Origin of the sequence: Streptosporangium amethystogenes subsp. fukuiense (assembly GCF_042665875.1) — a bacterium.
GTDB lineage: Bacteria > Actinomycetota > Actinomycetes > Streptosporangiales > Streptosporangiaceae > Streptosporangium > Streptosporangium fukuiense.
Window position 1 is genome coordinate 3,460,788 of record NZ_JBHTEE010000001.1, and the last position, 24,965, is coordinate 3,485,752.

The 24,965-nt window shown below is 72.1% G+C and carries 3 protein-coding genes (1 of these 3 only partly in view); 1 reads left to right on the plus strand and 2 read right to left on the minus strand.

Annotated elements, in window-relative coordinates:
• On the minus strand, positions 1-21,711 hold the 5' portion of the coding sequence (locus tag ACFQVD_RS15065; protein ID WP_386368520.1) for an SDR family NAD(P)-dependent oxidoreductase. Its footprint begins 13,440 nt before the window's first position; the window shows 21,711 of its 35,151 coding nt (coding positions 1-21,711); its start codon is at positions 21,709-21,711; the stop codon falls past the left edge of the window.
• 474 nt (positions 21,712-22,185) lie between these two features.
• On the opposite strand from ACFQVD_RS15065, the gene ACFQVD_RS15070 reads away from it, so the two are divergent.
• On the plus strand, positions 22,186-23,244 hold the full coding sequence (locus ACFQVD_RS15070; protein ID WP_343967941.1) for a DegT/DnrJ/EryC1/StrS family aminotransferase: 1,059 nt from the start codon (positions 22,186-22,188) through the stop codon (positions 23,242-23,244).
• Positions 23,245-23,279: 35 nt separating this feature from the next.
• Here ACFQVD_RS15070 and ACFQVD_RS15075 read toward each other — a convergent pair whose 3' ends face one another.
• On the minus strand, positions 23,280-24,815 hold the full coding sequence (locus tag ACFQVD_RS15075) for a glycosyltransferase family 39 protein (RefSeq protein WP_343967943.1): 1,536 nt from the start codon (positions 24,813-24,815) through the stop codon (positions 23,280-23,282).
• Between the last annotated feature and the right edge of the window lie 150 nt (positions 24,816-24,965).

Sequence of the window (24,965 nt, forward strand, 5' to 3'; positions counted from 1 at the left end):
GCCCACCGCGTGATCGGCCAGCCACGGATGCGACCCCAGCGAGATACGACCGGTCAGCAGCGCCTCATCGGTGTCGGCCAGGCCCACGGCGGCACCCAGCAGCGGATGCCCCGCCACAACCTGTCCGAGGCCTTCGGCATCTCCGGCCCGCCTGCCACTCGGCCAGAACCACTGACGCTGGAAGGCGTACGTCGGCAACTCCACCCGGCGGGCACCCGGGAACACGGCCGGCCAGCTCACCGGTACCCCGCGTACGTGCAGCCCGGCCAGAGCCATCATGATCGTCGTTTGCTCGTCCTGGCCCCCGCGCAGCGCCGACACCAACACCGGGTCCGAGCCTTCGGTGGCCACCCGCGAATGGACAGCCTCGTCCACGCCGGCGAGGGTGTCATCGGCCATCGCGGTCAAAACCCCGTCGGGGCCCAGTTCCAGATACGCCCGCACCCCCTGGGCGTGCAACGTGCGCACCCCGTCGGCGAACCGGACCGCGCCACGCACCTGCTCCACCCAGTAATCCGGCGAACACAACCGCTCGGCCGTGGCCACCTGCCCGGTCACCGTCGACACCAGCGGGATCTGCGGCGGGCCGTAGGTCAGGGTGCGGGCCAGGGCCCGGAAGTCCTCCAGCATCGGGTCCATCAACGGCGAATGGAAGGCGTGCGACACCCGCAACCGCTTGGCTCGAACCCCTTGAGCCTCCAGGGCGGCGGCCACCTCCAGCACCGACTCCTCTGCACCGGAGATCACCACCGAAGCCGGACCGTTCACCGCCGCGACCGACACCTCACCCTCACGCCCCGCCAGCAGCCCGGCGATCTCCTCTTCGGAGGCCCGCACCGCCACCATCGCCCCGCCCTGCGGCAGCGCCTGCATCAACCGGCCGCGCGCCGCCACCAGCGCGCACGCGTCGGCCAGCGACAGCACCCCGGCCACATGAGCCGCGGTGATCTCCCCGACCGAATGCCCCGCCAGCACACCCGGCCGCACCCCCCACGAGGACACCAACCGGAACAACGCCACCTCAAGCGCGAACAACGCCGGCTGCGCCCACCCGGTCTGGTCGAGCGCCTCCGCCCCGGCCGTGCCCGGCTCGGCGAACAGCACCTCGCGCAACGACCCGTCCAGCAGCGGGTCCAGCTCCGCGACCACCTCGTCCAACGCCGCCGCGAACACCGGGAACCGCGCGTACAACTCCCGGCCCATCCCCGCCCGCTGACTCCCCTGACCGGTGAACAACACCGCCAGGCGCGGCTCCGCCCCGGCCACCCCGCACACCACACCCGCACCCGGCAGGCCCTCGGCCAGCCTGCCGAGACCGGTCAGCGCACCATCACGGCCCTCGGCCAGCACCACCGCCCGATGCTCGAACGCCGACCGCGTCGCCACCAGCGAGAACGCCACATCCCTCAACACCGGACCCGGGTCGCTGCCCACATACGACGCCAACCGCCCGGCCTGCGCCCGCAACGCCTCCGCCGTACGACCCGACACCACCACCGGAACCACCGACGGCTCCACGACGACATCCGGCACCCGGTCCCGCGCTTCGACCGCGACCCGCGCCTCCTCCGGCCCCTGCTCGACGATCACATGCGCGTTGGTGCCACTGATCCCGAACGACGACACACCCGCCCGACGCGGACGGTCGGCCTCCGGCCACTCCGTCGGCTCGGTCAGCAGTTCCACCGCCCCCGAGGCCCAGTCCACATGTGACGAGGGTGCATCCACGTGCAGCGTCCTGGGCAGCACCCCATGCCGCATCGCCATGACCATCTTGATCACACCCGCCACACCCGCCGCGGCCTGGGTGTGACCGATGTTCGACTTGATCGAACCCAGCAACAGCGGCCGGTCGTCCGGTCTGTCCTGACCGTACGTCGCCAGCAGGGCCTGCGCCTCGATCGGGTCACCCAGCGTGGTGCCGGTGCCGTGCGCCTCGACCACGTCGACATCCGACGCCGACAACCCAGCCCCGGCCAGCGCCTGGCGGATCACCCGCTGCTGCGACGGACCGTTCGGCGCCGTCAACCCGTTCGACGCACCGTCCTGATTCACCGCCGAACCCCGCACCACCGCCAGCGCCTGATGACCGTTGCGCCGAGCGTCCGACAACCGCTCCAGCACCAGCATGCCCGCGCCCTCGGCCCAACCCGCGCCGTCGGCGCTGTCGGCGAACGCCTTGCACCGCCCGTCTGCGGCCAGACCGCCCTGTGCGCTGAAGTCGATGAACGAGTTCGGCGTGGCCATCACCGTCACGCCACCGGCCAGCGCCAGCGAGCACTCACCCGAGCGCAGTGCCTGCGCGGCCAGGTGCATCGCCACCAGTGAGGAGGAGCACGCGGTGTCCACGGTCACCGCCGGCCCTTCCAGGCCGAGCGTGTAGGACAGCCGGCCGGTCGCGACACTGCCGGCGCTCCCGGTACCGGAGAAGCTCATCACCTCCGGTGGAAACTCCACACCGGTCGCGTAGTCGTGGTACATGACCCCGGCGAACACGCCCGTGTGGCTGCCGCGCAGCGAGACCGGATCGATCCCGGCCCGCTCGACCGCCTCCCAGGACACCTCAAGAAGCAGCCGCTGCTGCGGGTCCATCGCCAGCGCCTCACGCGGCGAGATCCCGAAGAACCCCGGATCGAACTCCCCGGCCTCGTGCAGGAAGCCACCCTCACGCACGTAACTGGTGCCCCGGCTCTCCCGATCCGGGTTGTACAACGTTCCGAGATCCCACCCCCGATTCGTCGGGAAACCAGTGATCGCATCGGTCTCCTCAACGACCAGCCGCCACAGATCCTCCGGAGAGGAGACCCCACCCGGATAACGACACGCCATCCCCACGATCACGACCGGATCATCGGCCACCGACCGCACCACCGGCGAGAGCACACCCTCATCGGCCCGCTCCCCCAGCAACTCACCCAGCAGGAACTCCGCCAGCACCACCGGCGTCGGATAGTCGAACACCAACGTCGCCGGCAACCGCAACCCCGTCACACCGCTCAACCGATTACGCAACTCCACCGCGGTCAAACTGTCGAAACCCAACTCCCGAAACTCCCGACGCACCTCCACCGACTCCGACGAGACATGCCCCAGCACCACCGCCACCTGCGCCCGCACCAACTCCACCACGAACCGCACCCGATCAGCCTCACCCAACCCGGCCAACCGCCGCACCAGCACACCGTCACCCGACCCCGACCCCGACACCGCCGACCGGCGAACCCCGCGCACCAACCCCCGCAGCAGATACGGCACCTCACCACCCGCCCGCACCGCCGCCAGATCGAGCCGGACCGGAGCCACAGCCGCCGCGCGATCCACCGCACCCGCCGCGTCGAACAACGCCAGTCCCTGTTCGACCGTCAGGGCCAGCATCCCCATCCGCGCCATCCGCCGCAGATCGACCTCATCCAGCCCGCCGGTCATCCCGGCCTCCTGCGCCCACGGACCCCACGCCAGCGACAACCCCGCCAAACCCTGCGCCCGCCGAAACTCCGCCAGCGCGTCCAGGAACGCGTTCGCCGCCGCGTAATTGCCCTGCCCCGCCCCACCGAACGTCCCCGCCACCGACGAGAACACGATGAAGCCCGCCAGATCCAGGTCCGCGCTGAGTTCGTGCAGGTGCCAGGCCGCGTCCACCTTCGGCCGCAACACCGCGTCCAACCGCCCGGCCGTCAGTGACGGGATCGTCCCGTCGTCCAGCACACCCGCGGTATGGATGATCGCGGTCAACGGGTGATCGGCCGGAACCCGCGCCAGCAGCGCCGCCACCTGGTCGCGGTCGGCCACATCACACGCGGCGATCTCCACCTCGACCCCATGCGCGACCAACTCCGCCCGCAACTCCACCGCGCCGGGCGCGTCCAGACCCCGGCGGCCGGCCAGCAGCAGACGCCGCACCCCCCGCTCGGCCACCACATGCCGCGCGAACAACGCCCCCAGACCACCCGTCCCACCAGTGATCAACACCGTCCCCTCCGGATCCCAGACACGTCCCTCACCCGAACCAGAACCAGGATCAGCACCGAAGCCACCGGCGAAACCTGAACCGGAGCCGGATGTCACCCGCACCAACCGGGCAACCCGCACCTCACCCCCACGCACCACCACCTGCGGCTCACCCGAGGCCAGCACCCCGGACAGCACCGACGCCGAAAGCTCCTGCCCGTCCAGGTCGACCAGCACGAACCGGCCAGGATTCTCCGACTGCGCCGACCGCACCAACCCCCACACCGCCGCGGCCCCCAGATCAGCGACCACATCCCCCGCCCACGCCGACACCGCACCCCGCGTCACCACCACCAGCCGCGAACCACCACACCGCTCATCGGCCAGCCACCCCTGCACCAACCCCAGAACACGAGCGGCCAACACATGCACCGCCCCCACCACATCCCCGTACCCGGCCGATCCGACCACAACGGACACCACCTCCGGCACCACTTCCAACGCCGCCAACTCCGCCACCGGATCCGACACCGGATCCAGGATCAGCTCGGCCGTACGAGTGACGGGGCCAGACGCCGTCTCCGGCGATCTCACCCACTCCAGGCGGAACAACGCGTCCCGCCCCGGCGCCCGACCATCGGCACCGGAGAGGTCGTCAACCGCGATCGGGCGCAGCAGCAGCGACCGCGCCGACAGCACCGGCTCCCCGGCCGCGTCCACCGCCACCAACGACACCGCATCCTCACCCACCCAGGCCAACCGCACCCGCAACACCGACGCCCCACCCGCCCGCAGACACACCCCACCCCACGAGAACGGCAACCGCACACCCCCAGCACCCTCCAACCCGGCGAAGGCCACCACATGCAACGCCGCATCCAGCAACGCCGGATGCAACCCGAACAAACCGGCATCACCCACCTGCTCCGGCAAAACCACCTCCGCGAACATCACACCGTCCGCACCCCGCCAAGCTCCCCGCACCCCCTGGAACACCGGCCCATAACCCAGCCCACCCTCGGCCAGCCGCTCATACAACCCGTCCAACTCGACCACCGACGCACCCCGCGGCGGCCACACCCCGACATCGAACCGCTCCCCGACCTGGCCACCGGCCACCAGCACACCGACCGCGTGCCGCACCCACACCTCCTGATCACCAGCCCCGGCCGGCCGGGCATGAACGCTCACCTCACGCCGACCCGACTCATCCGGTGTGCTCACCCACACCTGCACCGCCACCGCGTCCCGCTCGCCGAGCACCAGCGGCGCGGTCAGGGTCAGCTCCTCGACCAGATCACAACCGACCTCATCACCCGCCCGCACCACCAACTCCAGGAACCCGGTGGCCGGGAAGACCACCACCCCGCCCACCGCGTGATCGGCCAGCCACGGATGCGACCCCAGCGAGATACGACCGGTCAGCAACACCCCGTCCGAACCGGCCACCTCCACGGCGGCTCCCAGCAGCGGATGGCTCGCGGCCGCGAGTCCCGCCGCCGTCACGTCTCCCACCTGGGAGCCCCCGCCATCGGGCCAGAACCGCTCACGCTGGAAGGCGTAGGTGGGCAGTTCCACCCGGCGAACACCGGGGAACATGGCCGGCCAGCTCACCGGCACCTTACGTACGTACAGGGCGGCCAGCGCCGCCATGATCGTTTTCTGTTCGTCCTGGCCTCCGCGCAGGGCCGCTACCAGCACCACGTCCAGGTCCGCCACCGGACCCGCCTCGGCGTCGCGCGCCGAACCCACAGGCGCGGTCACCCGCGTTACCCCACCGCTGTCCGTGTTCGGGTCGGTGAGCGCGGTGAGGATGTCGTCGGCCATGGCGGTGAGCACCCCGTCGGGGCCCAGTTCCAGATACGCCCGCACCCCCTGGGCATACAGCGTGCGCACGCCGTCGGCGAACCGGACCGCGCCACGCACCTGCTCCACCCAGTAGTCCGGCGAGCACAGCTGCTCGGCGGTGGCGGTTTCCCCGGTCAGGGTGGAGACCACCGGGATCCGCGGCGGACCGTAGGTCAGCGTCCGGGCCAGGGCCCGGAAGTCCTCCAGCATCGGCTCCATCAACGGCGAATGGAACGCGTGCGACACCCGCAACCGCTTCGTCCGCACCCCCCGCTCCTCCAAAGCGGCAGCGACCTCAAGAACCGCCTCCTCCACCCCGGAGATCACCACCGAGGCCGGGCCGTTCACCGCCGCGACCGACACCTCACCCTCACGCCCCGCCAGCAGCCCGGCGACCTCCTCCTCGGACGCCCGCACCGCCACCATCGCCCCACCGGCGGGCAACGCCTGCATCAACCGCGCCCGGCCCGCCACCAGCGCACACGCGTCGGCCAGCGACAGCACCCCGGCCACATGCGCCGCGGTGATCTCCCCGATCGAATGCCCCGCCAGCACACCCGGCTCGACACCCCACGAGGACACCAGCCGGAACAGCGCCGTCTCCACCGCGAACAGCGCAGGCTGCGCCCACCCGGTCCGATCCAGCAACCCCGCCTCCGCCGACCCCGGCTCGGCGAACAACACCTCACGCAACGACCCGCCCAGCAACGGATCCAGCTCCGCGACCACCTCGTCCAACGCCGCCGCGAACACCGGGAACCGCGCATACAACTCCCGGCCCATCCCCGCCCGCTGACTCCCCTGACCGGTGAACAAGAACGCCGGCTTGGCCCCGCCCCGCACCGAACCGGTCACCACACCCGGACCCGGCACCCCCTGCGCCACCGCGGCCAGACCCCGCACCAACTCCGTACGCTCAGCACCCACCACCACCGCCCGATACTCAAACGCCGACCGGGCCGTCGCCAGTGACACCCCCACCTCGGCCAACCCCAGACCAGGCGCCCCCTCCACATGCGACAACAACCGAGCCGCCTGTGCCCGCAATGCCACCTCCGACCGCGCCGACACCACCCACGGAACAACCTCGCCGTCGGCCCCACGATCAACCTCACCGACCCCGGCCTCCACCGACACCGGAGACTGCTCCAAGATCACATGCGCGTTGGTACCACTGATCCCGAACGACGACACCGCGGCCCGGCGTGACCGCTCCACCCGAGGCCACGACCGCGCCTCGGTCACCAACTCCACCGCGCCCTCGCTCCAGTCCACGTGCGAGGACGGCTCGTCCACATGCAACGTGCGCGGCACCACGCCCTCGCGCATCGCCATGACCATCTTGATGATCCCGGCCACACCGGCGGCCGTCTGGGTGTGGCCGATGTTCGACTTGATCGACCCGAGCAGCAACGGCTCCACGGCGTCGCGGCCCTGCCCGTAGGTGGACATCAGGGCCCGCGCCTCGATCGGATCACCCAGCCGCGTCCCGGTGCCGTGCGCCTCGACCACGTCGACATCCGACGCCGACAACCCGGCCCCGGCCAGCGCCTGACGGATCACCCGCTGCTGCGAAGGACCGTTCGGCGCCGTCAACCCATTGGACGCACCGTCCTGATTCACCGCCGAACCCCGCACCACCGCCAGCACCTGATGACCGTTACGCCGAGCGTCCGACAACCGCTCCAACACCAGCACACCCACACCCTCCGACCAGCCGACCCCGTCGGCCGACTCGGAGAACGACCGGCACCGCCCGTCCACCGACAGACCACGCTGCCGGGCGAACCCGATGAAGGTGTTCGGAGTGGACATCACCGTCGCCCCACCCGCCAACGCCAGCGAGCAATCCCCCGACCGCAGCGCCTGCGCCGCCAGATGCACCGCCACCAGCGACGACGAACACGCCGTGTCCACCGTCACCGCCGGCCCCTCCAACCCCAGCGTGTACGACACCCGGCCCGAGGCCACACTCGGCGCGGTCCCGGTACCTTCGTAGCCCTCGACGGCATCGCGCTGGCCGAGCCCTTCGACCACCTCACCGACGACGGCCTGGTGGACCCGGCCTGCGGCGTTGCCCAGCGCCAGACCGTAATCGTTGTACATCAGACCGGTGAACACCCCGGTCCGGCTCCCCCGCAACGTCCCCGGCTCGATCCCGGCCCGCTCCACCGCCTCCCACGACACCTCCAGCAACAACCGCTGCTGCGGATCGACCGCCAACGCCTCACGCGGCGAGATCCCGAAGAACCCCGGATCGAACTCATCGGCATCATGCAAAAACCCACCATGACGCGTATACGACGTCCCCACCCGAGCAGGATCCGGATCATAGATCCCCTCCAGATCCCACCCCCGATTCGTCGGGAAACCAGTGATCGCATCGGTCTCCTCAACGACCAGCCGCCACAGATCCTCCGGAGAGGAGACCCCACCCGGATAACGACACGCCATCCCCACGATCACGACCGGATCGTCGGCCACCGACCGCACCACGGGCAGATCCGCGACCTGCTCGGAGTCCACCGAGCCGAACAGCTCCCCGTAAAGGAATTCCGCCACGCTGTACGAGGTCGGGTAGTCGAAGACCAGTGTCGCGGGCAACGACAACCCCGTCGCCGCGGCCAGCTGGTTGCGCAACTCCACCGCGGCCAGCGAATCCAGTCCCATCTTGCTGAAGGCCCGATCGGGCTCCACCGCGTCTCCCGACGCGTGACCCAGCACCACCGCCACCTGCCGCCGTACCAGCTCTTCCAGCGCCCGCTCGCGCTCGCCCACGTCCAGGCCGGTCAGCCGCCGCCGCAGCCCGCCTTCTCCGCCGCCGCCGGCGGCCGCCCGGACCGGCCGCCTCGCCGGTACCAACCCTCGCAGCAACGCCGGCACCTCGCCGCCGCGGCCCCGCAACACCTCCACGTCCACCCGCAGCGGCACCGTCATCGCCGCATCCGTCCGTACGCTCACGTCGAACAGCCGCAGCCCCTCGGCGGCGGACAGGGCCGGCAACCCGAGCCGGGCCAGCCGGTCCCGGTCGGCGTCGGACAGCTCGGAGCTCATTCCGGTGGCCACATCCCACAGCCCGTACGCCAGCGACGTCGCCACCAGCCCCCGCGACCGCCGATAGGCCGCCAGCGCGTTCAGGAACACGTTGGCCGCCGCGTAGTTGCCCTGTCCCGCCGCCAGGACCAGCCCACCGGCCGAGGACACCAGCACGAACATCGCCAGCGGCAGCTCCCTGGTCAGCTCGTGCAGGTGCCAGGCCGCATCCGCCTTCGGTCGCAGCACCGTGTCCAGCCGGCTCCGCGACAACGCCTCCACCACACCGTTGTCCGACGCTCCCGCCGCGTGCACCACGCCCACCAGCGGGGCCGAATCAGGAATCGACCCCACGACCTGTGCCAGCGCGTCCCGATCCCCGACATCGCACGCCGTCACGCGAACCTCCGCCCCCAGCGCCGTCAGCTCCGCCACCAGCGTCCCGGCCCCCTCGGCCGACGGTCCCCGCCGGCTCACCAGCAGCAAGGAACGCACGTCGTGGTCGGTCACCAGACGGCGAGCCAGCAACGCCCCCAACCCGCTCGTACCACCCGTCACCAGCACCGTCCCCGCCGCCAGCCCGACGGAGCCCTCGGGCTGCTCGACAGAGTCCAGAACGGACCGCTCCGGCTGGGCCGTTCTGACCAGCCGGGGCGCCAGGAACGTCCCCGAGCGCAGCGCCGTCTCCGGTTCGCCGGAGGCCACCGCCGCCCGGACCGCCGCGTCCCGTTCCTGGCCCTCCTCCAGATCCAGCAGCACGAACCGGCCGGGATGCTCGGCCTGCGCCGCCCGCACCAACCCCCATACCGGCGCGACCGCCACATCCACGTCCGCACCCGCCTCCACCGACACCGCACCCCTGGTCACCACGACCAGAGGTGCCGCCCCCGGGCCCTCCCGCTCCAGCCACGCCTGCAGCGCCTCAAGCACGCCGCCGGCCACCGAGCGCACCACATCCGGCGTCTCTCCGGCCGGCGGTGTCGTGCAGTCCACCACCGCAACCGAATCGGCGGCATCGACAGCCGTGTCAGGTGACCGGCCGGCGGCGAGCGCGGACCACTCCGTCACCCGTGCCGCACCGGCCACGGGCGTCTCGATCGGGTTCCACTCCACCAGGAACAGGGACTGCTCCCCTGCCGCACCCAGTTGCTCCGCCGACACCGGACGCCCCACCATCGACCCCGCCGACAGCACCGGACGGCCGTTCTCATCTGCCACGTCCAAGGTCAACGTGTGCTCGCCCGAATGCCGCACCCGTACCCGCAGCGTCGAGGCACCCGCCGCGTGCAGCACCACCTGCCGCCACACGAACGGCAACACCGCCCGGCCGCCGCTCGCCACGCCCGACGGGTCGATCAGTGACACGTGCATCGCCGCGTCCAGCAGGGCCGGGTGCATCCCGAACCGCCCGGCCTCGGTGGCCGCCCGCTCACCCAGTACGACCTCGGCGAACAGCTCCTCCCCTCGGCGCCACGCCGCGCGCAACGCCTGAAACGCCGGTCCGTAGCCATAACCGATCCCGGCCAGCCGTTCGTAGGCCCCTGTCATGTCCACCTCGGCCGCTCCCGCCGGCGGCCACTGCGTCAGATCGAACTCCGGCTCCACCGTCCGCTCCGCCAGCACTCCCTGAGCGTGCAGCGTCCAGTCGCCACCATCTGGCTCGTCCGCCCGGGAATACACCCGGACCGCGCGCCTGCCGGTCTCGCCGGGGCCGTCGACCACCACCTGGATCCGCACCCCGCCGGTCTCGGGCAGTACCAGCGGCGCCTGCAGTGCCAGCTCCTCCAGCACCGCGCAGCCGACCTCGTCGCCCGCGCGGACCACCAGCTCCACGAATCCCGTCCCGGGCAGCAGTACCCGTCCCAGCACCTCGTGGTCGCAGATCCACGGATGGGTCGACGCCGACAGCCGTCCGGTCAGGATCACCCCGTCCGACTCCGGCGACACCATCACCGCTCCCAGCAGCGGGTGGAGCGCCGTCTCAAGCCCCAGGCCTCGCGCGTCCCCGCCGCGCCGGCCGCTCGGCCAGAATCGTTCCTTCTGGAAGGCGTACGTGGGCAGTTCCACCTGGCGGGCGCCGGGGAAGACCGCCCGCCAGTCGATCGGCACCCCGTGGACGTGCAGCCTGGCCAGCGCCGTCATGATCGCCGTCTGCTCGTCCTGGTCCCCGCGCAGTACCGGCACCAGCGCCGCGTCCGCGACGGGCCGATCCGGGTCGGCGGCGAGGGTGTCGGCCGCCATCGCGGTCAACACCCCCTCGGGGCCGAGCTCCAGATAGGCCCGCACCCCCTGGGCGTGCAGCGTCCGGACGGCGCCGGCGAACCGGACCGCACCTCGGACCTGGTCCACCCAGTAGTCCGGCGAGCACAACCGCTCGGCCGTGGCCGCCTCACCGGTCAGCGTGGACACCACCGGGATCTGCGGCGCACCGTAGGTCAACGTCCGGGCCAGCGTGCGGAAGTCCTCCAGCATCGGGTCCATCAGCGGCGAATGGAACGCGTGCGACACCCGCAACCGCTTCGTCCTGACCCCCCGCTCCTCCAAAGCGGCGGCGACCTCCAGCACCGCCTCCTCCACCCCGGAGATCACCACCGAGGCCGGGCCGTTCACCGCCGCGACCGACACCTCGTCCTCACGCCCGGCCAGCAACGACTCGATGTCCTCCTCTGCGGCCCGCACCGCCACCATCGCCCCACCGGACGGCAACGCCTGCATCAACCGCGCCCGCGCCGCCACCAGCGCACACGCGTCGGCCAGCGACAGCACCCCCGCCACATGGGCGGCGGTGATCTCCCCGACCGAGTGGCCGGCCAGCACCTCCGGCCGCACCCCCCACGAGGACACCAGCCGGAACAGGGCGGTCTCCACCGCGAACAGCGCTGGCTGCGCCCACCCCGTCCGATCCAGCAGCTCCGCCTCCGCCGAACCAGGCTCGGCGAACAACACCCCACGCAACGACCCGCCCAGCAACGGATCCAGCTCCGCGACCACCTCGTCCAACGCCGCCGCGAACACCGGGAACCGCGCATACAACTCCCGGCCCATCCCCGCCCGCTGACTGCCCTGACCGGTGAACAAGAACGCCGGCTTGGCCGCACCCCGGGTCGGACCGGTCACCACACCTGCGGCCGGGACCCCCTCCGCCAGCGCGGCCAGACCTCGCATCAACTCGGCACGCTCAACCCCCACCACCGCCGCCCGATGCTCGAACACCGAACGAGCCGTCGCCAGCGACACCCCCAGCTCGGCCGATCCCACCCAGGGGAGGCTCTCCACATGCGACAACAACCGGGCCGCCTGCGCCCGCAACGCCTCCTCGGAACGTGCGGACACCACCCATGGAACGACCCCTGCCCCGCTCTCGCCGCCATCCGCGGGCGCCGCCTGCTCCACCTGCTCCAGCAGCACGTGCGCGTTGGTACCGCTGATCCCGAACGACGACACCGCGGCCCGGCGCGGGCGCCCGGACTCCGGCCACGATCGTGCCTCGGTCACCAACTCGACCGCGCCCTCGCTCCAGTCCACGTGCGAGGACGGCTCGTCCACGTGCAACGTGCGCGGCACCACGCCCTCGCGCATCGCCATGACCATCTTGATCACACCCGCCACACCCGCCGCGGCCTGGGTGTGACCGATGTTCGACTTGATCGACCCCAGCAGCACGGGCCGATCCTCCGGCCGGTCCTGACCGTAGGTCGCCAGCAACGCCTGCGCCTCGATCGGGTCGCCCAGCGTCGTCCCGGTCCCGTGCGCCTCCACCACGTCGACATCGGCGAAGGACAATCCCGCGCCGGCCAGGGCCTGCCGGATCACCCGCTGCTGTGAAGGGCCGTTGGGCGCCGTCAGACCATTCGACGCCCCGTCCTGGTTGACAGCCGAGCCGCGCACGACCGCGAGAACTCGATGACCGTTGCGCCGCGCGTCGGAGAGGCGTTCCAGCACCAGCACTCCGACGCCCTCCGACCAGCCGACGCCGTCAGCGGAATCGGAGAACGCCCTGCACCGTCCGTCAGAGCTCAGACCGCCCTGGCGGGAGAAGTCGATGAAGGTGTTCGGGGTGGACATCACGGTCACGCCACCGGCCAGCGCCAGGGAGCACTCGCCCGAGCGCAGCGCCTGCGCCGCCATGTGCAGCGCCACCAGCGACGACGAGCACGCGGTGTCCACCGTCACCGCCGGACCCTCCAGGCCCAGCGTGTACGACACCCGCCCGGAGGTCACGCTGCCCGTGGTCCCGTTGACCACGATCCCCCGCAGCTCGTCCGGTGCCCCGTCGCCCGTTGACGGGTAGTCGTGGTACATCAGCCCGGCGAAGACACCCGTCGGACTTCCCTTCAGGGTGAGCGGGTCGATGCCGGCCCGTTCGACGGCCTCCCAGGAGGTCTCCAGCAGCAGCCGCTGCTGGACGTCGGTCGCCAGCGCCTCTCGCGGCGAGATCCCGAAGAACCGCGCGTCGAACTCGGCGGCGTCGTGCAGGAATCCGCCCGCGCGGGCGAAGGACGCGTCCGGAAGCTCCCAGCCTCGGTCGGCCGGGAAGTCCGAGATGGCGTCCCTGCCCTCGGTGACCAGCTCCCAGAGCTGTTCCGGAGAGGTGACGCCGCCCGGATACCGGCAGGCCATGCCGACGATGACGATCGGGTCCCCGGTGACCGGGGCCGTGACGGGGGCCGTGACGGGGGCGGGCGGCGCGGAGACCGCGTCGACGTCGTCGAGTCGCTCCCGGATGAAGCCGGTCACCGCCGCCGGGGTGGGCCGGTCGAACACCAGCGTGGCGGGCAGTCGGATACCGGTCGCCTCGATCAGCCGGTTGCGCAGTTCCACGGAGGTGAGGGAGTCGAGGCCGAGGTCCTGGAAGGTCAGGTCCGGCGAGATCGCGTTCGCCGAGGCATGTCCCAGCACGGCGGCCACCTGCCCGAGCACCAGCGTGGACACGGCCTCGGCGAGTGCCTCTCCCGACAGGGCACCGAGTGCGTCGGAGGTGGCGGACGCGACAGCCGCCTGCCGCATGGGGGCGGGCACCAGGGCGCGGAAGACGGCCGGGACGTGGCTCCGCGCCCGGAGTGCGGCCCGGTCCAGCCGCGCCGCCACCACCACCGGCTCGGGGCTCGCCATCGCGGCGTCGAACCAGGCGAGTCCCTGCTCGCCGGTCAGGGGGCGCAGCCCGACCCGGGCCATGCGCCGCAGGTCCGTCTCGGTGAGGGCGGCGGTCATCCCGGTGTCCTGCGGCCACGGCCCCCAGCCGATCGACAGGCCCGCCAGCCCCTGAGTGGCACGCTGCCGTACGAGGGCGTCGAGGAACGCGTTGGCCGCGGTGTAGCTCGCCTGTCCGCCGTTGCCGAGCGTCCCGAACACCGAGGAGAACACCACGAACGCGGCCAGATCGAGGTCGCGGGTGAGCTCGTGCAGGTGCCAGGCGCCGTCCGCCTTCGGCCGCAGCACGGTGTCGATCCGCTCGGGCGTCAGTGCCCCGACCAGTCCGTCGTCGAGCACGCCGGCGGCGTGCACCACCCCGGTGAGCGGGTGCTCCGGTGGGATTCCGGCGATCAGCCCGGCCAGGGCGTCGCGGTCGGACACGTCACAGGCGACGGCCGTGACCTCGGCCCCCTCGGCGGTCAGCTCCGCCACCAGTTCCGCGGCGCCCTCGGTGTCCGGGCCGCGCCGGCCGGCCAGCGTCAGGTGACGTACGCCGTGCTCGGTCACCAGGTGGCGGGCGACGAGCGCGCCCAGTCCGCTCAGGCCTCCGGTGACGAGCACGGTGCCGTCGGTGTCCCGGAAGGTCTCCGGGGTCGGCGAGGTGACGTCACCGTCGACCCCGATGAGCCGGGGCACCCGGAGCAGGCCGTCGCGTACCGCGATCTGCGGCTCGGCGGAATCGACCGCCGCGACCAGCGTCTCGCCGGTCACCCGCTCGGCGTCGAGGTCCAGCAGGACGAACCGCTCCGGATCCTCCAGCTGCGCCGAGCGGACCAGGCCCCAGACCGCCGCCGCGACGGGGTCGGGAGCGGTATCGGCATCGGTGGCCACCGCTCCACGGGTCACGAAGATCACAGGAGTGTCGGCGTGCTCGTCGCGCCGGTTCTCCCGCAGCCGGGCCAGGACCGCCGAGGTCACCGACCGCACGGCGGCCGGCACGTCGTCCCCCGCCGGGGACGGGACCTCGACGAGCGTCACGTCCGCGGCCGGGTCCGGCTCACCCGCGAGGTCCACCGCCTGCCCGGCCGCGCGCAGGGCGGCGACGAGACCCCAATCGTCGGAGCCGAGCACCGACCAGCGCCTGGCCGGGCGCTCCTCGCTCTCGGATTCCGGCGCGAGCGGCCAGTCCAGTCGCAACAGCGGTCCGCCGCCGGTGCGCACCGCGCGCCGCGGATCGTTCGGCCGGAGCGCGAGGGAGCGCACCGAGGCGACCACGCCGCCCTCGGCATCGGCCACGACCAGCGTGATCGCGTCCGTACCGGCCCCGCTCATCCGGACCCGGAGCGTCGAGGCGCCGGACGCGTGCAGGGCCACCCCGGTCCAGGAGAACGGCAGCAGCCCGCCGCCCGCCTCGTCGAGCCCGGCGAGGGACGCCACGTGCAGCGCGGCGTCGAGCAGGGCCGGGTGCAGTCCGTACGAGACCGCGTCGGCCGCCAGGCCCTCGGGCAGGGCGACCTCGGCGAACACCTCCCGGTCGGTATGCCAGACGGCGCGCACCCCCTGGAACGCGGGGCCGTAGGAGAAGCCCGCCTCCGCCCGCCGCTCGTAGAAACCGCCGAGGTCCACCGGGACGGCGTCCGCGCGGGGCCACACGTCCATGCCGGGGTCGGGGACGCGCGGCACGCCAGGGGTGAGCAGCCCGGTGGCATGCCGAACCCAGGGCGCGTCCGGCTCGTCCGCCGGCCGGGAGTACACGCCGATCGTCCGGCCGCCGCCGTCTTCGGCGGCGCTGAGCGCCACCTGCAGTCGCACCTCGCCCCGCTCGGCCAGTACGAGCGGCGCGGTGAGCGTGAGTTCCTCCACCAGGCCGCAGCCGACCTCGGCGGCCGCCCGTACGGCCAGCTCGACGAAGGCCGTGCCGGGGAACAGCACCTGTCCGGCCACCACGTGGTCGGCCAGCCAAGGGTGCGCGGCTGTCGAGACCAGACCGGTGAACAGGAATCCACCGGTGTCGGGCAGTTCAACGGCCGCGCCGAGCAGCGGGTGTCGCGGCCGGTCCAGTCCGGCGGAGGCGACGTCGCCCACGGCCGCGGCGGGTTCGGACCAGTACCGCTCCCGCTGGAACGCGTAGGTCGGCAGGTCCACCCGGTGAACCGCCGTACCGGAGAACAACTCCGGCCACCGCACCGGCGTCCCGTGCACGTACAGCCGGGCGGCCGCCGCCAGTGCCGCGGCCTCCTCGCCACGGTCCTTGCGCAGGATGGGGAAGGCGACCGGTCCCGACAGGTTCTGGTGGACGAGTGCCGACAGCCCGCCGTCCGGACCGAGCTCCAGGAACGTCTCCGCCCCCGCCGCCCCGGCGGCGCGGATCGCGTCGGCGAAGCGCACCGGACGCGTGACGTGGTCCACCCAGTACTCCGGCGAGCACAGGTAGGCGGCGTCGACCGGCCCGCCGGTCACGGTGGAGACGATCGGCGTCCCCGGACGCTGGAAGGTCAGCCCTTCGACGATCTCCCGGAACTCCGCCAGCATGGGCTCCATCAGCGGCGAGTGGAACGCGTGGCTCACCCGCAGGCGGACGGTCCTGTCGAAGCGCGCGGCGACTCGCAGGACGGCGTCCTCGGCTCCGGCGATCACGACGGACGACGGACCGTTCACCGCGCCGATGACGACCCCGTCCTCCAGCACCGGCTCGACCTGCGCCTCGCCGGCCTGGACGGACACCATCGCCCCGCCCTCGGGCAGGCGCTGCATCAACCGGCCCCGGGCGGCGACCAGCGTGCAGGCGTCGTCCAGCGACAGCACACCGGCCACGTGGGCGGCGGCGATCTCGCCGATCGAGTGCCCCACCAGGAGATCCGGGGTCACGCCCCAGGACTCGACCAGGCGGAAGAGTGCCACCTCGATCGCGAAGAGCGCCGGCTGGGCGTACTCGGTGCGGTCCAGTGGCGCGGCGTCCGCGCCGAACATCACCTCGATCGGGGACCTCTCCAGCCTGTCGGCCAGTCGTGCGAACACGTCGTCCAGCGCGCGGGCGAAGACCGGGAACCGGACGGCGAGATCGCGGCCCATCCCGATCCGCTGCGCGCCCTGCCCCGCGAACAGCACCGCCAGCGGGCCGGGGGCGCCGGCGACGCCGCGCGCCACCTCGGCCACGCCGTCGCCTCCTGCCAGCAGCACCGCCCGGTGGGCGAATTCCGAGCGGGCCGTCACCAGCGAGTAGCCGATGTCGGCCGGACCCACTCCGCCCCCGGCCACGGAGGACGTCAGCCGATCGATCTGGGCGTCGAGCGCGGCCTCGGTCCTGCCGGAGACCACCCAGGGCACCACGGTGGACGCCCCCGATGTCGTACCGGGTGTCGTACCGGACCCGGAGGGCTCGTCCTGTCCGGACGGCTGCTCGACGATCACGTGCGCGTTGGTGCCGCTGATCCCGAACGACGACACCCCGGCCCGGCGGGGCCGCCCGGTCTCCGGCCACTCGGCGCGCTCGGTCACCAGATCGGCCGCGCCGGCCGACCAGTCCACGTGCGACGTGGGGGCGTTGACGTGCAGGGTTCGCGGCACGATCCCCTGCCGCATGGCCATCACCATCTTGATCACGCCCGCGACCCCCGCGGCCGCCTGGGTGTGACCGATGTTCGACTTGATCGACCCGAGCAGCAGCGGCCGGTCCCGGTCCTGACCGTACGTCGCCAGCAGGGCCCCGAGCTCGATCGGGTCGCCCAGCCTGGTGCCCGTACCGTGCGCCTCCACCACGTCCACGTCCGCGGGGGAGAGCCCGGCGCCGGCCAGGGCCTGCCGGATCACCCGCTGCTGGGAGACGCCGCTGGGAGCGGTCAGGCCGTTGGAGGCGCCGTCGGAGTTGACGGCCGACCCGCGAAGCACGGCGAGCACCCGGTGGCCGTTGCGGCGGGCGTCCGACAGGCGTTCCAGCACGAGCACGCCGACGCCCTCGGCCCATCCCGTGCCGTCGGCGGCGTCGGCGAACGCCTTGCACCGCCCGTCCGGGGAGAGGCCGCCCTGCTTGGCGAACTCCAGGAAGATGCCCGGCGTCGACATGACGGTGACCCCGCCCGCCAGTGCCAGCGAGCACTCCCCCGACCGCAGCCCCTGCGCGGCCAGGTGCAGGCCGACCAGCGACGACGAGCACGCGGTGTCCACCGTGATCGCGGGGCCTTCCAGCCCCAGGGTGTACGCCACCCGGCCGGACAGGACGCTGGGCGAGGTGCCCGTCAGCGTGTAGCCTTCGGCGTCGCCGGACGCCTCGTGCATCCGGACCCCGTAGTCCTGCGCCATCGCGCCGAGATACACACCGGTCCGGGTGCCGTCCAGCGACGACGGCGGGATTCCGGCCCGCTCCACCGCCTCCCAGGTGACCTCCAGCGCCAGCCGCTGCTGCGGGTCCATCGCCAGCGCCTCACGCGGCGAGATCCCGAAGAACGCGGCGTCGAAGTCTCCCGCGTCGTGGAGGAAGCCGCCGGGGTGGTCCGCGGCGAGGTCCCCCATCCGCCAGCCCCGGTCGGCGGGCAGCGCCGACACGGCGTCCACACCGGCGTCGACCAGCCGCCACAGGCTTTCCGGCGAGTCGATCCCGCCCGGATAGCGGCAGGCCATACCGATGATCGCGATGGGCTCGTCGGCCGTCGGAGGAGAGGCCACCGGCTCCGGCGGCAGGGGGCCGGAACCGGTGGCGGCTGTTGGCCCCAGGAAGGCGGCGAGTCTGGCCGGCGTGGGGTGATCGAAGAGAGCGGTGGCGGTCAGCGCCGGCCCGTCGGCCGAACCGAGCCGGGCGGTGAGCTCGACGAGCATCGCGGAGTCGAAGCCGAGCTCCTTGAAGGGCAGGCCGAGATCGATCCCATCGGGGTCGTAGGTGCCGAGGACCGCCGCGCACGCGTCGCGGACCAGGTCCAGCGGGTCGCCGGAGCCGGGCCGCCGGCCGGCGTCGGGTCCTTCGTCGTCCGCCGTGACCGGCTCCGGCCGCGGCCTCGCTTCCTGCCGCTGTCGTTCCGGGCCGGGTTCCTCCAGCCAGTGGCGGTCACGCTGGAACGCGTACGTCGGCAGCTCGACCCGGGACCCCGCGGGCAGGAACCTCTCCCAGCCGATCTCCACCCCGTTCACGTGGAGCTCGGCGAGCGAGGTCGTCACCCGGGAGAGCCCGGCGTTGTTCCTCTGGAGGGTGCAGACGGCCACCGCCGGACGGCCGGCGGTCCGCGCGCTCTCCTGGATGCTGCCGACCAGTACCGGGTTCGGGCTCACCTCGATGAAGGGTCCGAAACCGTCGGCAAGCAGCCGCTCGACCGCGCCCTGGAAGTCGACCGGCCTGCGCAGGTTGCGGTACCAGTAGTCACCGTCGAGCTCCGCCGTGTCCAGCGGGGAGCCGGTCACCGTCGAGTAGAAGGAGATCTCCGAGCTGCGTGGCCGGATCGACGCCAGCAGCGGTGCCAGGCGCTCCTCGAGCTGCTCGACCACGGAGGAGTGCGAGGCGTAGTCGATGTTGACCCGGCCCATCCGCACCGTGTCCGCCCACTCGGCCATCATCTCGGCCAGCGCCTCGTTGTCCCCGGACACCACCACGGAGGAGGGGCCGTTCACGGCGCCGACACACAGGCGGCCCGCCCAGCGGGCCAGCCGGTCCTCCACGACCTCCGGTGGGAGCCCGACCGAGACCATGCCGCTCCTGCCGGAGAGGACCTCGGTGATCAGCTTCGATCTGGCGGTCACGAGCCAGGCACCGTCCTCCAGCGACAGCGCGCCCGCGACGCACGCGGCGGCGACCTCCCCCTGCGAGTGGCCCACCACCGCGGCCGGTTCCACACCGTACGACCGCCACAGTGCCGCCAGGGAGACCATGATCGACCACAGCACCGGCTGGATCACGTCGGCGCGTTCCCTGGGCGGGCCACCGGGCTCCCCCCGCACGACGCTGGTCAGCGACCAGTCGACGAACGGCGCCAGCGCCGCCTCGCATTCCGCCATGGCGGCGGCGAACGCCGGCGACGAGTCGAGCAGTTCCACCCCCATCCCGGCCCACTGCGATCCCTGGCCGGGAAAGACGAAGACCTGCCTGCCGGGGTGTCGCCGTACGCCGGTCGGCGGCGTGGTGTCGGGCATGCCACCGAAACCGGGATCGGCGTCGGTCCTGCCGCGTACCAGCCCCGGCGCGGGGCGTCCTTCCGACAGCGCCTCCAGCCCCTGGAGCAGTCGCTCGCGTCCGTCCCCGATGACGACCGCCCGGTGGCGCAGGCCGGCTCGCGTCGTCGCCAACGACCAGGCCACGTCGCCGGTCGTGAGGTCCTCCCGTTCCCTGAGGTGGCGGGCGAGCCGGGCCGCCTGTGCCCGCAGCGCGCTCTCGGTGTGGCCGGACAGCGGCCAGGACACCGGTGACGACGTCTCGGGCCGCTCCTCGACGGTCACCGGGATCGGGTGGACGCGCTCCGGGGCGGAGGTCAGCACGAGGTGGCAGTTGGTGCCGCCGATGCCGAAGGACGAGACGCCCGCGACGAGCCGGCCGTCACCGTCGCCGTGGCTCACCGGCCAGGGCGTCGGAATCCCCACCACCCGCAGGTTCCACTCGTCGAAGCGGATCGCGGGGTTCGGGCGCTCGAAGTTCAGGCTCGGCGGCAGCAGGCGGTGCTCGATGGCCAGCACGGTCTTGAGCAGCCCGACGATGCCGGCGGCGCCCTCCAGATGGCCGACGTTGGTCTTGGCCGATCCCACCCACAGCGGCGCGTCCGAACGGCCCGCGCCGTGCACCGCGCCGAGGGCGGCGGCCTCGACGGGATCACCCACCCTGGTGCCGGTGCCGTGCAACTCGACGTAGCCGACACTCGCCGGGTCCACGCCGGCGCGCCGGTACGCCGACCGCAGCACCCGCTCCTGTGCCCGGGAGCTCGGGGTGGTGAGCGCCTCGCCGGAACCGTCGTTGTTGACCGCGCTGCCCGCGATGACGCAGTACACGTGGTCGCCGTCCGCGAGGGCACGCGACAGCGGCTTGAGGAGGACGACGGCGCCACCCTCGCCGCGGACGTAACCGTTCGCCCGCGCGTCGAAGGTGAAGCACCTGCCGTCCGGGGACAGCGCGCCGAGTTCCGCGGCCGCCAGGGCGCCCTCCGCGGCGAGGTTGAGCTGGACCCCGCCCGCGAGGGCCATGTCGGACTCGCCGCGGCGGATGCTCTCGCAGGCGAGGTGCACCGCCACCAGCGATGACGACTGGCCGGTGTCCACGGCCATGCTCGGGCCGGTCAGCGCCAGGAAGTGCGAGACCCGGTTGGCGAGGATGCTGCGGTTGACGCCCGTGAGCGAGTGATGGCCGATTCCCGCCGCGCCGCTCCGGCGGCTCAGCAACGCGTAGTCGTCGGCCATCGCGCCGATGAACACGCCGACGTCGGTGCCGCGGAGGGAGTCGGGCGCGGTGCGCGCGTTCTCCAGCGCCTCCCAGCCGAGCTCCAGCGTCAGCCGCTGCTGGGGATCCATCGCGCGGGCCTCACGGGGTGAGATCCCGAAGAACCCGGCGTCGAACCGGTCGATCTCGTCCAGGAACGCGCCGTGCGCGCCGGGGCCGAGTTCCGTATCCGCGCTCCAGCGGCCGGGCGGCACCGTGGAGACGGCGCTCACGCCGTCGCGCAGCAGCCGCCAGAACTCCGCCGGACCTGGCGCGGAGGGCAACCGGCAGGACACTCCGACGATCGCGATGCGATCGTCATCCGTGCCGGAGTCATGGCCAGGCATGGACTCGGATCGATTCACGCGCCGCTCCCCATACACGTCGTCATGCCGACATGCGGAAACTCGATTCGCCGCCCGGCAGGGGCGGGCGCTCGAATCGCCGCATCCGGCTCGTGGCCTCACGGCCAGCACGAACTATGCCGATCACACGCTGCGCGTTTCACTAGTTGTGCTGCGCCGCAGGTCAGGCCGCGCGAAAAAGACGGTGCGGGCGTGACCGCGCCCCGGTGACGCGGAAGGAGCCGCCTTCGGCGCCTCATCAGGCCAGGCGTCCCACCGGCCACGCCCCCGCGCCGTTCGTGAGCCGGCCCGGTCTCATACCCCGTGGCGCGCGGATCCTAGTGTTTTCACGAGTGCCACCCGGGTTCTTCTGTAGTCGACCCGGCGCGTGTCCGGAGAGTCCCGCGTCGCGGCGCGGCGGGGAAGGCGGGACTTTCCTTGCGCCTCTTGTCACCCCGTGCCGACGAGCCGGCTGGCTGATGAGTGAGGAACTCCATGGCGTTCGAATATCAGGTGTCAAAGCCGTACCTCGCAGGACGGGAACTGGAGTACCTCACCGAGGCCGTCCAATCCGGCTGGATATCCTCGCAGGGCCCCTTCGTCAGGCGCTTCGAGGAGGAGTTCGCCCAGTACAACGGCGTCTCGTACGGCGTCGCGTGCTCCTCGGGCACGACCGCTCTCACCCTCGCGCTGCGGGCGCTCGGCGTCGGCCCCGGCGACGAGGTCCTGGTGCCCGAGTTCACCATGGTCGCCACCGCGTGGGCGGTCACCTACACCGGCGCGGTGCCGGTGTTCGTGGACTGCGCCGACGACCTCAACATCGACGTCTCGCTGATCGAGGCTCGGATCACCCCCCGCACCAAGGTCATCATGCCGGTGCACGTCTATGGCCGGCGGTGCGACATGGACGCGATCATGAAGCTCGCGCACGAGTACAACCTGAGGGTGGTGGAGGATTCGGCGGAGGCGCACGGCGTGCGCCCGGTGGGCGACATCGCGTGCTTCTCGCTGTTCGCCAACAAGATCATCACTGCCGGTGAGGGGGGTGTCTGCGTCACGAACAGCGAGCAGCTCGCCCAGCAGATGGCCCACCTGCGCAGCATGGCCTTCAGCAAGGAACACGACTTCATCCACAAGAAGCTGGCCTACAACTTCCGCATGACCAACATGCAGGCCGCGGTCGCCCTGGCCCAGCTGGAGCGGATCGACGAGATACTCGCCATCCGCAAGCGGATCGAGAAGCACTACGACAGCGGGCTCGACGGCATCGACGGGATCACCGTCATGCCGCCCCGCGACGTCCTGTGGATGTACGACATCCGGGCGGGGCGGCGGGAGGAACTGCGGGAGTTCCTGACCGCCGCGGGGATCGAGACCCGGCCGTTCTTCCAGCCCATGAGCCGTCAGCCGATGTACTTCAACCCCGACTGGCCGGCGCTGAACGCCGCCCGCTTCGCGGCCGACGGTCTCTATCTGCCCACCGACCCCGGGCTGACCGAGTCCGACCAGGACCGGGTGATCGGGAAGGTGCGTGAGTTCTACTCGGCGGCCTGACCGGCCGATCCTCTCGCGTCCTCGGCCGGTGCGCCTCAGATGGTCAACCGCCGGAACTCCGGCCACAGCTCCGGCCACGACGCCCGCGGATCGCGGCACCGCCAGATGCGCGTGCCGACCTCCAGGCCAAGAGCGGTGTCCACGGTGGCCACCTGTTGTACGTCGCCGAAGTACGTTCGCAGCCGCTCACCCTCATCGCCGACGTACAGCACCGTGCCGGCCTCCTGGGGGGGCATGCCGAAGTACCAGTAGCCACGGCTGCCGCTGTACGGCTTCGGCAGCCCCCGCTCGTCGCCGTAGAACTCGATGGCGGCGGCCTGCCAGTAGACGCTGGTGATCACTACGGCGTTCCGCCGTTCGTCCGGCGGCAGTGTCCGGTACGCCCGGCTGACCGTGTCGGTGAACTCCGGCCAGCCGAACTGGCCGATCGTGATGAGGCTGACCCCGAGGTTCTCGCCGGCCTTGGGCTGTTGCACCCAGGCCGCGGGCAGGACCGGTAGCCAGTAGAGGGCCGGCAGCACCGACAGCGCGAAGACCGGCCAGGTGGGCACCCAACGCCACCAGCGCGCCGGCCGGCGCCGCTGCAGTTCGACCGCGGCCGCGGACCACAGCACCGGGAACAGCCCGATCACGTAGTACCATCGGCCACCGGCCAGCCAGAAGATCAGGATCACCGCGACGGCGGCCACGCCGTAGAACCGGTAGGCCCTGAGCAGCGTGGACCGCAGGAGCCGCCACAGGCCGTACCAGGCCAGCACGGCCCCGATCAGCAGACCGGGCTGGGCGAGCACGAGCGGGAGGAACAACGCGCGGCCGCCGTTCAGGCTTCCCTCCGCGGACACCGCCTGGATCATCCCAAGCTGCGGCCATCCGTTGCCGGCCTGCCAGGCCAGTCCGGGAACCAGCGTCAGCAGGGTGATCGCGGCACCGGCCCACAGTAGCGGCCTGCGCGGCAGGTCCCGTGGTCCCACCGCGAGCGCGCCGGCTGCCAGCGCCAGCCACAGCACCGGGATCAGGAACTTGACCTGAAGGGCGACGGCCGTGGCGACCCCCGCCCACAGCAGCGGGCGGTCGTCCTGCCGCCCTTCCTCCCGCAACCGGACCCAGCGGACCACCAGCCATGAGACCACCGCCCACAGGAACGCGTCGAAGGCGTTCGTGGCCAGGAGGTGACCGTTGACGACCATGCCGATGGCGGACACCGCGGCGGTCATCACCTGCGCCCGGCGCCGGCCGCCCAGTTCCCGGGCGATCTGGGTGGCGACGACGACCCCCAACGCCGTGAGCACCGTCACCGGAAGTCGCAGCGCGACAAGGGATCCGGGAAACAGCGTGTCCATCACGTGTGCGATCAGCGGCAGCAGTGGCGGCTGATCGGCGTATCCCCAGTTCAGATGCCCACCGGACGCCACGAAGTACAGCTCGTCGGCGAAGTAGCCGTATCGGCCGCTGGTCACCAGCAGCAACACCGCGACCGCTCCGGCGATGGCCGAAACGGGACCCCACGCCAGAGGCGCGATGGCACCCTCCGGCGCGGTCGCCTCCGGCGTCTTCACGACAGACTCGTTCATCCGTCACCCACCCTCACGTAGGCCATGGCCGCCGATCACGGCGCCGTCGGTTCCCGCACGGGAACGTTCACGTCGAGGACGGTTCCCTCGATACAGGATCCGGCCGCGTCAGGAGCACCGAGTCGCCGCCGCGGCACGGCCTCGGTGGCC

Coding starts and splice junctions, on each gene's coding strand:
- ACFQVD_RS15075 (WP_343967943.1), bottom strand. CDS start 24,815: ATGAACGAGTCTGTCGTGAAGACGCCGGAGGCGACCGCGCCGGAGGGT.
- ACFQVD_RS15070 (WP_343967941.1), top strand. CDS start 22,186: ATGGCGTTCGAATATCAGGTGTCAAAGCCGTACCTCGCAGGACGGGAA.